The sequence below is a fragment of the Brevibacillus sp. DP1.3A genome (assembly GCF_013284245.2).
Classification (GTDB): Bacteria; Bacillota; Bacilli; order Brevibacillales; family Brevibacillaceae; genus Brevibacillus.
This window is the reverse complement of the sequence record NZ_CP085876.1, coordinates 5,897,943-5,911,109: the sequence shown is the minus strand read 5'-3', so window position 1 is coordinate 5,911,109 and position 13,167 is coordinate 5,897,943. Positions and strand designations below refer to the sequence as shown.

Annotated in this window: 12 protein-coding genes; 8 read left to right on the top strand and 4 right to left on the bottom strand. The window is 44.1% G+C overall.

The features are described 5' to 3' along the window. Positions 1-68: 68 nt before the first annotated feature. Together HP399_RS27305 and HP399_RS27300 are read right to left on the bottom strand one after the other, a co-directional pair. Positions 69-692, bottom strand: a complete 624-nt coding sequence (locus tag HP399_RS27305; RefSeq protein WP_173618269.1) for an acetate uptake transporter — start codon at positions 690-692, stop codon at positions 69-71. A 201-nt stretch (positions 693-893) separates the two neighbouring features. After that, a complete protein-coding gene (locus tag HP399_RS27300; RefSeq protein ID WP_173618268.1) occupies positions 894-1,976 on the bottom strand; it encodes a glycosyltransferase family 28 protein in 1,083 nt (360 codons plus the stop codon). Positions 1,977-2,301: 325 nt separating this feature from the next. Here HP399_RS27300 and HP399_RS27295 point away from each other — a divergent pair, with 325 nt between their 5' ends. Next, positions 2,302-3,096 (top strand): glycosyltransferase family 8 protein, encoded by a 795-nt coding sequence (locus HP399_RS27295; protein WP_173618267.1) that lies wholly within the window; start codon positions 2,302-2,304, stop codon positions 3,094-3,096. A 254-nt stretch (positions 3,097-3,350) separates the two neighbouring features. Continuing rightward, positions 3,351-4,568 (top strand): macrolide family glycosyltransferase, encoded by a 1,218-nt coding sequence (locus HP399_RS27290; RefSeq protein WP_173618266.1) that lies wholly within the window; start codon positions 3,351-3,353, stop codon positions 4,566-4,568. A 51-nt stretch (positions 4,569-4,619) separates the two neighbouring features. Here HP399_RS27290 and HP399_RS27285 read toward each other — a convergent pair whose 3' ends face one another. Continuing rightward, positions 4,620-5,933 (bottom strand): hypothetical protein, encoded by a 1,314-nt coding sequence (locus HP399_RS27285; RefSeq protein ID WP_173618265.1) that lies wholly within the window; start codon positions 5,931-5,933, stop codon positions 4,620-4,622. Between the two features lie 185 nt (positions 5,934-6,118). On the opposite strand from HP399_RS27285, the gene HP399_RS27280 reads away from it, so the two are divergent. Further along, entirely contained in the window at positions 6,119-6,553 is a 435-nt protein-coding gene (locus tag HP399_RS27280; RefSeq protein ID WP_173618264.1) for a HEAT repeat domain-containing protein, read from the top strand. Between the two features lie 144 nt (positions 6,554-6,697). Further along, positions 6,698-7,201: an SMI1/KNR4 family protein gene (locus tag HP399_RS27275; RefSeq protein ID WP_173618263.1), complete on the top strand. Its 504-nt coding sequence runs from the start codon at positions 6,698-6,700 to the stop codon at positions 7,199-7,201. A gap of 61 nt (positions 7,202-7,262) precedes the next feature. Here the strand turns inward: HP399_RS27275 and HP399_RS27270 are convergent, their stop codons facing one another. Continuing rightward, a complete protein-coding gene (locus HP399_RS27270; protein WP_173618262.1) occupies positions 7,263-8,585 on the bottom strand; it encodes an esterase-like activity of phytase family protein in 1,323 nt (440 codons plus the stop codon). Between the two features lie 217 nt (positions 8,586-8,802). Between HP399_RS27270 and trpB the strand changes: the two genes are divergently transcribed. From trpB to HP399_RS27250, 4 genes are all read left to right on the top strand, one after another. Next, positions 8,803-9,969, top strand: a complete 1,167-nt coding sequence (trpB, locus tag HP399_RS27265; protein WP_173618261.1) for a tryptophan synthase subunit beta — start codon at positions 8,803-8,805, stop codon at positions 9,967-9,969. Between the two features lie 194 nt (positions 9,970-10,163). After that, positions 10,164-11,102: a nucleoside hydrolase gene (locus tag HP399_RS27260; protein ID WP_173618440.1), complete on the top strand. Its 939-nt coding sequence runs from the start codon at positions 10,164-10,166 to the stop codon at positions 11,100-11,102. A 57-nt stretch (positions 11,103-11,159) separates the two neighbouring features. Then, positions 11,160-12,374, top strand: coding sequence for a NupC/NupG family nucleoside CNT transporter (locus tag HP399_RS27255; protein ID WP_173618260.1), 1,215 nt, complete (start codon positions 11,160-11,162; stop codon positions 12,372-12,374). A gap of 205 nt (positions 12,375-12,579) precedes the next feature. Further along, on the top strand, positions 12,580-13,158 hold the full coding sequence (locus tag HP399_RS27250; RefSeq protein ID WP_173618259.1) for a GNAT family N-acetyltransferase: 579 nt from the start codon (positions 12,580-12,582) through the stop codon (positions 13,156-13,158). Positions 13,159-13,167: the final 9 nt, after the last annotated feature.

Below are 13,167 nucleotides of genomic sequence, written 5' to 3'. Positions count from 1 at the left end.
AGAAATCGATTGAAGCTCTATTAGAAAAAGCCGCCCCTCGCAGATCAGCGAAAAGAGCGGCTACCAAACTAAGAACGTTCCTTAAAAATCCCAAACGGACGACCGACAGGAAGGAATACTTTGCCGAAGTGATTATTTAGCACCGCTGCCCCTGCACCGTAGAAGGAGAGAAGAGCGATACCCATCTCAGCATAAGCAGCAATTGGTTTGAATACGCCAGAAGCAATCCCGAAAGCATCAAAAGTCAGACCCACGAACAGGACGTCGATCAGTACGAAGATAAAGAACAATACTTTATGAGTCTCCATCGATCCAATCGTCAAAAGAATGGAGAAGATGAGATATCCCGCGAAGGCAAAGCCGAGTTGTGCGCCGTCAGCATTTGCAGCGAGTGTCTCACCGAATACGCCGAGCTTGACAAGCCAGCTACTTGCGGTCGCGAACCAGAAGAACGCATACGCTCCAAAAGCGGTCGTCCCGAATGTGTTGTTGTGCTTCGCATCGAGAATAGATGCGTAAAGTTGGGCAAATGCACCGAGGAAGATTGCCCAAGGGATCACGAGTCCAAGACCCTCTGTCAGTCCAAGCTTTTGCGAAGAAGCTACGAACGTAACGATAGCCAGTCCGAACAAACCGATCGCGCTAGGATCGGCAGTGACGATTTTGACGTTGGTATGTTGTTGATTGTTCATGATAGTAGTAATAGCCTCCAATGAGATCAGGATAATCCTGTAAAAGAATTTGACATTCTGCCGATAGCAGAACAGCACTGATATATTCTAATCGAAAATATACTTGGCGCATAGATGGAGAATGAGCAAAAGTAAGAGGACTGTCTTAAGTAGAAATTGATCTTCTACCTAAGACAGTCCTCCTTGTTTGCTTCAAAGTCATCAGTCCTTATTTCCAAATGAGCCATACGGCGTCAAGCGCAGGAGATCTTCCTGTCTTTTTGGCAATATCGATAACGGGATCCGGTATGCCATTTCGATAATTTTGCTTGCGACCTCAGCGCCGTTGGTAGGGATAAGACGAAAGCTTTTTTGAATAACCTCTTTATTTGCTAAAGCATGCTCAATCTTTGGTACAATCTCTTCTGGTTCCTGGATCGATACCGTATCACTGTTAGCTATTTCTCGCAGCATATCTATTTTTTGCTCGCGTTCCGCATCATCCGGCGGAAGGAAAAGCAAGGGGGTTCCTGTTGAGATGCAATCTCCTAAAATGCCCATGCCCGGTTTGCTAATGACCAGACTGGCCGCCTGTACAAGATTTTTACCATTCGGAATGAGAGGGGCTTTGATGATCCTTTCATCGAATGGGTAATCTTCATCTGCCAATTGCCCAGCTACAACAAATCGATAACGGTCGGCAAGCGAGTTTATTTGATCATACCACTTCACGATCTGTTCATAACGGTTAGCGAGTCCGCCCCCCATGTGAACCAGAATAAACGACTCGTTCTGCTGAAGCCCTAATATGCGTCGCACCTCTTCCGGGGACTGGCTGATTTCCCTGGTGATTAAAGGAATAGGGATATAGATGCAGTTCATTTGCGGATGGGTCTCTTTAGGCGGAATAAGATTCATGTGCAGAAAGATATCGGATTGATTGGCGATTTCTACAATGCGATTTTTATATTCCTGCATCGGAGCTGAATCATTATTATCGATGATAAAGTCACTGTGATAGAGGGTCACGACCTTTGTGTTTCCACCGACTTTCCCCTCACTGCGAAATCGAGGCACATCGGAGCGCCAATCATTTATTAATAGTGTGGTTTGCTGACCATCCTCGAATTTTTTGGATTTAAAGGCTTTCAATTGGACGTCATTGTGCAGGTTTTTCGATAAATAGTCATGTGTTTCCCGAAAGGCAAACACGTGAATGGGAAGATGGTGTTGCTGCAATTTTTCCGTTATGCTAATGCATCTACCGAGATGGCCCATACCTCTGCCAACCACAAAGGAGATCATATTTCATCACCCTTTTAAATAGGTACTTTCTTGTTCCCTGTCTGGAGCTTGGACAAATTACCCCCATAGCGCTACTTGTGTGTTAAGGTCATTGCCGAATTCGAGTCGTTCTCTCAGCTTATATATTTTATGGGGATGGATGGAACATGCTCTAGTCGTATAACGGTTTTCTTACCGATCACAGAAAAAAGCGGCATCAGCGGAAGTCTGCAACTGTGAATTGTGCTCCCATCTAGAAATAATTAGGTGTTTTCATCACACAAACCAGCGCTGTCCATGAATAGTGTGTATATATAGCTCAATAAGGATATGGGGTGGGAGAATAGTGGGCACGATTCATATTGTAACAGCCGTTAATGATGGTTTTGCTATACATCTCGCAGTCATGTTATATTCCCTTTTTGAAAATAAGGTTTCTAAAAACCCAGTCATCGTTCACGTTATTGACAGTCAAGTCTCTGGGGAAAATAAATCCATCTTAACGAAAACTGTGAAACGATTCCATGCTCAAATCAAATATGTAACGATTGATCCGACCCTATATGATGGATTCCTCGTCCGTGATCATCTTACGCAGGAAACCTATCATCGAATTTCGATTCCAGACCTCTTGGACAAAGAGGTTGAAAAAGTAATTTATTTGGACAGTGATATCGTTATTAAAGAAGACATCACTCCATTATGGAACACCAATATTGATCATTACTTACTTGCAGCTGTGAAGGATTCTTGGCAAGGGGTAAACAAATTAAGACATGTCGACCTGTCTATTCCGGATGACTGTGATTACTTTAATGCGGGAGTATTAGTCATGAATTTGAAAAAATGGAGAGAGCATAACATCACAAACAAGATTTTGAATTACATGAAAAAGAACCAGAGTCTTATTCGTTATCCCAGTCAAGATCCGATGAATGCGATTCTTCATGATAATTGGCTTCAACTCGATACGAAGTGGAATTATCAGTCCAAGCATCTTTATAAAAGCAACCTGCGAATAGATCCGGCCATTATTCACTACACAGGGGAAGATAGTAAACCGTGGTTGAGTAAAAAGCATCCGCTTCGAGAGGAATATTTTAAATATCTCAAAAAAGTACAGAAGTTGAACTCCTTGTAGGCATCCGGCCTTCGGGGCTTCCAAATTAAATAAAACGGATGGAAATCCCTTCACATGGAGAAATGATGGCTGGAGGGATTTTTGTGTTTCTGAAATCCTTGGAATATAAGGGTTTATGCATAATACTAAACATCTTCATGTAAAATATTGAACAAATTATGAAATATGTGGAATTTAGCCATTTTCACCAACCAACTAGCCTATAATGAAATGGAAACATTTTCTAATTGGATATTCTTTTGGAGGTGGAGGTAGTGGCACGCGTACTGTATGTTACGATTCCAGCAGATGGTCACGTCAATCCTACATTGGGATTAGTGAAGCAGCTAGTCGACAACGGAGAAGAAGTCGTCTATATGTGCTCAGAAGAATATCGGGATAGGCTTGCCCAGACTGGGGCGCAATTCCGCGCGTATCAATTGGATGAACAAGTATCTCGTGATTTAGGTTTTAACCCAACAGAATTCAAACACCCGCTTCATTTCACTGATTTTATGCTGCGAGGCATTATTGAACCCCGCATTCCCGAGATTCTCACGCAGATAGAAAACGAATCATTTGATTACCTGATTTTTGACTCCTTGTTTGGTTGGGGAGGGGCGATTTTAGGGGAGAAGTTAGGAATCCCGACGATCTGCTCCGTAACCAACCTGGCATTTGCTGAACCGCTCAGCCATATTGTTGAAGTGTTTGATGCAAGCGATACTGTAGATGTGGATGCGCTTTATGAACGAGTGACGCAGACTGCACAGAGCATCGCTCGTGTATGCAACGTAGCCGTACCTGCCATTGAAGATATTACCCGCCAGTATGGGGACATGAAGATTGTCTTTACCAGCCGTGAATTCCAACCAGATGCTGACAAACTGGACGATAGCTACATTTTTACAGGTCCTTCGATTACATCGCGTCCGGATGCTCCTTCTTTTCCGTTTGAAAAGCTTCGCTCTTCACACGATAAAGTCGTATTCATTTCCATGGGCAGTATCTTGACCAAAGATGTGGAATTGTACAAACTGTGCTTTGCAGCCTTTCAAGACATCCCGGCTCAATTCGTACTGTCTTGCGGAAAAGATACGGAGCTGGAGTCGCTCGGAGATCATATTCCACCCAACTTCATCGTTGAGCCGTACGTTCCGCAACTGGAAGTGCTCCAGCAAGCCGATGTTTTTATTACGCATGCTGGCATGAACAGTACGAGTGAGGCTCTCTATTTTCATGTACCACTCGTCATGATTCCATTAAGCTCCGATCAACCGATTGTGGCGAAGCGGGTGGAGGAGCTAGGAGCGGGTATTATGTTAGATAGAGGCCTGCTTACACCGACAGCTTTGAAGGATGCTTTGTTGCAAGTGTTGAACGAATCCACCTATAAAGAGTGTGCGATACAGGTAGGGGACTCCTTGCGTAACGCTGGCGGATACCAAGAAGCTGCAAGACGTATCATGTCTTTGTATTCCGTGCCGAATTAAAAATGAAAAGCTTCTTGCCTCATCATCATGAGCGGCAAGAAGCTTTTTTGACTATAATTTCTTCCAAATGTTGAAGTTGAGCCATTCCTCTTGAAACACATCCTGCCCTTTCAGGTTGAGCAACGGACCGAACCACAGCTTGAAATCCTTGTTCTTCTCAAAATGCTCCGCTGGAACCAAAATGACCAGCATGCTCTCCACACTTTCACCTGCTTTTAACTCGTCCTTGACTGTGGGGGTCAATCCGTTCGCGGCTTTTACAGTGGCTTTGGAATCGGGCAAATCAAGCGTCGCTTGCAAGCTGCTGACTTTTACCGTTTGCGCCGAGGTATTATCGACTCGGTACTTGGCTGTCAGGGCGACAATTTCTTTATCGCTGAACCCTTGAAAAGACTTAACGTAAGCAGGCTCAATCGTCAGCTTTGCCCATTGATACCCTTGCAGTGTAATTTTGATGTTGTCATACTGATCGCTCTTGTTTGGCTTAAAGGTAAAGAGTACTTGTTTTTTGGCGATTTTTTTGGTGGTGAGAAAATCAGTATAAGGCGGTTCAGGAGGCTGAGGTTTAGCGGCGTTACCATCCGCGAGCAAAAAGTCGCGTCCGCCGATACGCAGCATCTTGGGACTTGGCTGTTCAGGTAGGAAAAATAGGAGCTTTTTCGTTTTGCCATCCTTATAAGTTAGAGAGAGAGTATAGTTTACGATCTGATAGGTTCCGGATGCTTTGGACTCCGATCCGACGCTAGTAGAAGCACCAGAATTATCTCCTGTACTGGAACCATCTGTGGTGACGCCCACGAAGCTACTGTCCACAAAGGTACCGTCTTTATTGAATACATAGGTGATCGAGCTTGCATAGCCAGTACCAAGAACGTTGGAGGAATAGCTGAAGGACTCGTACTTGCCCTGAAGCTTTAGCCCAGTGGAGGGTGTATACTTTATAAATTTTCCACCGTTGATCTCCAGCTCGGTTGCTGATTTGATTTTGAACGTATACGATTTTCCGTTACTGAGCGTGAGTTTGTTTCCTTTGATTTGATACGTTAGACATTTATCTTTACTGCAATGGAGTGCATCAATTCCGCCATCTGGGAATGTTGTTGCCACCTGCTTATCGTTGATGAAGTAAAAATACTCCCAGCACAACGAGGAGCATCCTCTTGCTCCGCCCACATCCATTTCCCATTTTGCATAAAATCCTTTGGGGGCAATTTTGGCTGCGGTTACAACATTTGTGTTTGTGGATGCTTCAGTTCCCTTGCGCTGTGCCCCTTCTACGGATGGCACAAAGAGCAACAGTATGGCAGAGAGCATCATTACGCTGATCACCCAAAGGGATATTTTCTTCTTCCTGACTGCTAACAATAGGCAACCCTCCATTTTCCTCTCGATGGATAGAAGACAGGTGAACTGGCGAAATTCCGTTCATTTTATTCATGGGATAACGGGAACAGACCTAGTTTCGAGGAATTTATATGTGATCAGGTGGTGTTATTCGTGTGACGTAGTGTCATAATAGAAGGATGATAGTCAGAAGGAGATAGATTCGATTGAATAATACTGAAATCAAAAACGAGTTTCCCCAAAACTTTGAGGAATTAAAGAAAGCTGCTAATCGAACATCGAATTGGAGAGAACGCTTAGAGGCTGTTGAAGAATTAGGGCAGTGGAAGCATGAGCAAACGATTCAATTACTGAAGCGTATCGTGGAAAATGATACGGTGTACAAAGTGCAAGAGACTGCTTTTCATAAACTGAAAGCCTTTGGGGAAGGGGTTCGATTACCTGCTCAGAAAAAAGGCGACTTGATCAAAGGAGCAACGAAAGCCTTGGTAAGAATTAAGAAAAGCTTGCCAAAAGGCCATACGATTGAGGAGTTCAAAGAGAAACTGCAAAAAATGAGAAGCGATATCTATGATACGTACGAGGGAGAAAAAGGTGCTGATTTTGAGCAGTGGCTGGAAAGCACTTGGGCCTCTTTATAGAAAGAACAATAGATATAGAATGAGTTGCAAAGGAAGGGGATCACACCCCTTCTTTTTGTTTTTCTGGTTTCAGCAAAATGTAAGAATTACCAATATAAGTAAAGAGAGGCAATGATTGCGAAATTCTTTACAGGGAGCAATGACATGGGAATTCCAAATCATGTAACATTTGAATGCTGCACAGAGAAAATAGACATCAAAGATATCGAAGAAGTGGAAACTGTCTTGGGCGTACGATTTCCTAAAGATTTTGTAGAGTGTATGCTTGAGAATCATGAGGGATGTCCGGTTCCATGTGTTTTTGATTATGGAGATGTAGAAGGTAAAGTATTTAATACATTCTATAGCCTTAGCAGTGAGGTTGGGAGTTACTATATTTTAACAGCATTCGAGGATATTAAGGATTATGTACCTGACGGATTGATTCCTATCGGATACGATGCTGGTGGTGGTAACATTTGCTTTGATTATAGTAACGGAAAACAGTCTGAACCAATCATTGTCTTCGTAGACCACGAATGCATGCTGACAGAGAAAGACCTGACTAAAGAGGAACTAGAAGAAAAATCACTAGAAGAATGGCAAAGAGAAGGCATTACCACAATAGCCTCTACATTTACTGAATTTTTATCAAAGCTGTATGAATGAGAATACGAATGACAAACAAAAAGCCTCGCGGACACGAAATTATCCACGAGGCTTTTGCTTTTTATTTCAAATCCTTACCAACTTTAATCACATACAACTGCGTTGGATTGCTATTGATTTTAATCTTACCTTTCTCGTCATAGCCCTCAACGCCGAAATCATTATCATTCACAATGGCAATCGTATTTTTATCCACAATCGCCAATCCTTCCAGTTTTTCATGCGGATAGTTCAGCTTGGCTACATCCACCAGCAATTCCTTGGAAACAGGCACAATTCCCTTCTCTTTCAATTGGGCAACGGTGAGTTTTTCGAAGTCCTGCTCACTTGTTGACGTACCGAGTAAATTGGTTGCTTTTGAAAAATCAGCCTTGTAAATACGCTTAAGCTGTGCGTTTGCACCGGCATTTTTGTCTCGCTCGTCAATCAGTAAAACATCCTGACTGAGTGCAGCCAAGTCGCTGATAACGACGTCTTTCTGTTTCACTTTCACGAAATCTTTCGCGTTCTCTGCGATGTACATGTACTCGCCTACGACTTTTTTGGTGGCGAGATCCATTTTTAAAATGCGCAAATTACGGGAAGCTTCGCCTGTCTTTTTATCAGGGAGTGCCATCGGACTTTGAATCGAAGTATACAAGAACTTACCATCTGGCGAGATCGTGACACCTTCAAAGCCACGGTTTGCAATACGTTTGGAATAGACGGCTGGCAGCGTATCAAAAATCTCCATCTTTGCACCTGCGGCAACCAGGGCTTCTTTGGTGCCCTTTGGTACATAGCGGCCCAGGATTGTGCCGTCACGCTTTACTTGAATGATGGATGGGCGGTATTCGTCGGATAACCAAAATGTATCGTCGACCGGGTTGTAAGCGATGCCTTCCAAATCCAAACCGTCTGGATCGTAACTAATCTTTTTTGTTCCCGTTACATCGTAGGGAACTTCATCAGGGCCAGCGAGGTTCGGCAATCCACTAATATAGTTCGTTTTCGTAAAAGCGTTGATCTTGCCCTGTGGCAAATGCAGCTTGATGGTTTCCAAAACGTGAATGTTTCCATTCTCCACTTTTATTTTGTACAAGCGTGGTGTGTAGTTTTGGTCAGGGAAGGTACGCAGCTCGTCCTTGCCATATTGCCCATTTGGTCCACGGTCAGCCAATGTATAAAAAATAGAAGGAGGATCGTTAGGGAGATGCACCAGACCGGAGAAGCCGCCTTCTTTAATACCTTCAGTGAGCACAGGAGGATTTTTCCATTCGTGAATTTCGGCTACAACGGGTGCTCCCGTTACATTTTGAGTGGCACCTGCTCCTTGTGTTCCGATCAAGGATAGAGCCGCAATTGTTGCGATCAGCAAGCTTTTCTTTTGAAAGTGAATTTTCATGATATCCCTCCGAATAAAAAGACGACGTAATGAACCGCTTTTGTTAGACTACCCGATCTATATTGGGAAAATATGAAGCTGAAATGTTGGTTTTGTAAAAAATGACAACAAGCTAATAAATTCTGAATAATCATAAAACTAAATTGACACACGCTCTTTTGATCTTATAAAATGCAAGGAAGGATTGAGGACTAGCTATAGCTGAGGAGAGATGAGCATGTCAATGACAGAACAGACAAAAAAGGGATATTTCGGTGAGTTCGGAGGAAGCTTTGTACCTCCACAATTACAGGAAGTATTGGATTATTTGGCCGAACAATTTGAAAGATATAAAGATGATGAGGAATTTATCGAAGAGTACAAGTATTATCTAAAAGAATATATAGGTCGGGAAAATCCGTTGACGTTTGCTCGTCATTTAACTGCAAAACTCGGCGGTGCCAAAATTTATCTAAAGCGAGAAGATTTAAACCATACTGGTGCCCATAAGATCAATAATGTCATCGGTCAAATCCTTCTGGCAAAGCGAATGGGTGCACAGCGTATTATTGCTGAGACGGGTGCAGGACAGCATGGAGTTGCTACTGCGACGGTTTGCGCGATGTTTGACATGGAATGCGTGATCTATATGGGCGCGGAGGATACGAAAAGACAAGCATTAAATGTATTTCGCATGGAGCTTTTAGGGGCAAAAGTGGTAGCGGTGTCCAAAGGGCAAGGAAGGCTGAAGGATGCGGTTGATGAAGCGCTGAATGATTTGGTTCAAAACTACCAGAACACGTTCTATCTATTAGGATCTGCGGTTGGTCCGCATCCGTTCCCTACGATGGTAAAGTATTTTCAATCGATTATCAGTGAAGAATCCAAGCGACAAATCTTAGAAAAAGAAGGTCGCTTGCCAGATGCGGTCATCGCTGCAGTTGGTGGGGGCAGTAACGCGATTGGAGCTTTTGCCCATTATATAGAGGAGCCATCCGTACGTCTGATTGGTGTTGAGCCTGATCAGGCACCTACCTTGACCAAAGGGGTTCCAGCCGTCATTCATGGTTTTAAATGCCTCGTATTGCTGGACGAAAATGGAGAACCTCAAAAAACGTATTCGATTGCTGCCGGGTTGGACTATCCTGGAATTGGCCCAGAGCACAGCCAGCTAAAAGTCAGTGGACGAGCGGAATATTACACGGTGACGAATGAAGAAGTGTTGGCGGCTTTTCAAGAACTATCGAGAACAGAAGGGATCATTCCCGCCTTGGAAAGCGCTCATGCCATTGCGTATGCCTTGCAGGTGGCTCCCACTCTTTCACCGGAACAGATCCTGATTGTTAATCTTTCAGGACGAGGTGACAAAGACGTAGAGCAAGTTTTCCATCTGTTAAACAAATAAAGTGATAGAGAGGCTATCGCCAAAGTAGATTTTCTACTGGAGGATAGTCTCTCTTTTTTGTCCTTCAGCTGCGTTGTTCATAATGGTTATATATTTTTTAGTGAAACTTTAGTATTATTTTTTGAAGGGTTCCAAATAATAGTGGTTTACTTGTACTTCTTACAAGTTCATGTATGAGATTGGAGATAATAATGATGAAGAAAAACATTTACTTTAACCATGATGGCGGCGTTGATGATTTAATTTCTTTATTCTTGCTGCTCCAAATGGACAATGTGAATCTGACGGGGGTATCCGTCATTCCAGCCGATTGCTACTTGGAACCAGCGATGTTTGCCAGCCGGAAAATCATTGATCGTTTCGGTAAAGGCGGTTTGGATGTAGCAGAGTCCAATTCCCGCGGGAAAAACCCTTTTCCAAAGGACTGGCGCATGCATGCATTTTATGTAGACGCACTGCCCTTGCTCAATGAATCAGGAGAAGTGATTACGCCAGTAGCGGACAAGCCTGCGCATCTTCACATTATTGAAACGCTGCGTGCAACAGAAGGAAAAACGACCTTGCTGTTTACGGGTCCTTTGACTGACCTTGCGCGTGCATTGGATATCGATCCAACTATCGAAGAAAAAGTAGAGCGCCTGGTGTGGATGGGCGGAACATTCCGTGAAGAAGGAAACGTGCATGAGCCTGAGCACGATGGAACAGCAGAGTGGAACGTATTCTGGGACCCGGAAGCAGCTGCTCGCGTATGGAAAAGCGGAATGGAGATTGATTTGGTCGCACTGGAGAGCACGAACCAAGTCCCACTGACACTGGATGTTCGTGAGCGCTGGGCAAAAGAGCGCAAGCATATCGGTGTAGATTTCTTGGGTCAATGCTATGCAATGGTGCCGCCGCTCGTACACTTCTCGACCAACTCGACTTACTACCTGTGGGATGTATTAACCACAGCATTTGTTGGCAATAGTGATCTTGTAAAGGTGCAAACGGTTAACAGCATCGTCATTACTGAAGGGGCAAGCCAAGGCCGAACTGTTGAGACGGCTGACGGACGCCCTGTACAAGTGGTTTATGATGTAGATCGCGATGCATTCTTTGATTACATGACAGAATTAGCGAAAAAAGCGATCTAGAACAAAGCAAGTCATCTGAGATATCGACACAGCTGGCGATACAGAAAGGATACGTTCATGCAATACATTTGGGGAGTTCTCGGCATCCTGGGAATTTTTATAATAGCCATTGCGTTTTCGAAAAATCGCAGAGCGATTCATCCGAGGACGGTCATTGGTGCGTTTGCGATTCAGTTTATTTTTGCTTTGGTCGTACTGAAATGGGATTTTGGGAAAAAGCTTCTGGAGTACTTAGCGTCGATCGTACAAAGCATCATTGATTCGACGAATGCCGGAATTCAGTTCTTGTTTGGTGGGATACTCGGTGCACAGAATGCAGGCTTTACATTTGCCCTGCAAGTATTGCCGATCATTATCTTCTTCTCTTCCTTAATTTCGGTCCTGTATTATCTCGGAATCATGCAGTGGGCTACGAAAATTATTGGTGGATTTTTGTCTCGGGTGCTCAAAACGAGCGAAACCGAATCCATGTCAGCCTCTGCAAATATTTTCTTGGGTCCGATTGAAGCGCCACTTGTCGTAAAGCCTTATATTGAGAAAATGACCAAGTCCGAGCTGTTTGCTGTAATGACAGGCGGACTGGCGTGCGTTTCGGGTTCGGTTATCGGTGGGTATGCGATGCTTGGTGTTCCGATTGAATATTTACTGGCGGCAGCATTCATGGGAGCACCCGGTGGTTTGTTGCTTGCGAAAATTATAATGCCGGAGACAGAACAGCCACATAGAGTGGAACATGTGGAAGTCATGAAAGATACAGAGTCCAGAAACGTCATCGATGCGGCTGCTCGGGGAGCTTCGGACGGGCTAAAAGTAGCGGCTGGTGTCGGTGCGCTGTTGCTCGCGTTTATCTCGTTGATTTTCTTGCTGAACTCGATTATTGGCTGGCTTGGCGGGTTAGTGGGAATAGAAGCATTGACGCTTGAGCACATTTTAGGCTACCTGTTCGCACCGATTGCCTTTATGATCGGGGTTCCATGGGAGGAAGCGCTAAAAGCCGGTTCTTTCATCGGGCAAAAGATTGTCCTCAACGAATTTGTCGCGTACACAGCTTTTGCACCTGAGATTGCGAATTTGTCGCAAAAAAGCGTTGTGATCATCAGCTTCGCCCTTTGTGGCTTTGCCAATCTAGCTGCGCTGGCTATGGTCATTGGTGGCTTGGGCGGCTTTGCTCCGTCAAGAAGATCAGACCTTGCGGAGATGGGCTTGCGTGCAGTAGTTGCGGCAACCTTGGCGAATCTGTTGAGCGCAGCGATTGCGGGGATGCTCATTTAGATGATTGGGTAGAAATAAGTACGAGGGCTGGAGTAATCCATGCCCTCGTTTTTTTGGTACTACGCGAAGTTAGTACTACTCGCTTTTTGATGCTGGTATGGAGGCAAGCTTCCATACCTTTTTTCTATTGGGTGGATAAGGAGGAAAAAGAGTCGTGTTGGAAAAAATAAGAAGTTAGATAATCTCAAAAGATGGAGCTGAAATCATGAACGTTGACGTCCTTTTTAACCAGTTTCCCAATTTAAAATCAGAGCGTGTCACCTTGAAGAAAATCGAAGAGCAGCATGTGGATGAAGTATTTGAAATCTACAGCAATGACCATGTATTTGCATACTGCGGGATTATCCCCAAGCATAATAAAGCGACAGTGAAAAGTATGATCGGGCATTTTGAGAGAGACTATTTGAAAAAATCCAAGATCAAATGGGGGATATTCGCCAATGATAACCCCGATCACTTGCTTGGCATTATCGAAGCTTTCGACTTTCATCAAAAGGTAAACATGGTGACGATTGGCTACTTCTTGTCCGAAGCGCATTGGGGAAAAGGGATTGCGACGGAAGCGGTAAACATATTGCTCCACTTTTTGTTCATGGATGTCAGCGTCAACAGAATACAGGCGGAAGTGATGCCTCCGAATGAGACCTCTAAGAAAGTATTGTTGAAGAATGGCTTCATGAAGGAAGGAACGCTTAGACAAGCAACGCTTTGGTCGGGCAAAGGAATCGTGGATGTAGAGATTTACGGAATGCTGAAAGAGGACTATGAAAAAGCTAGGGGATGAATATAGCTC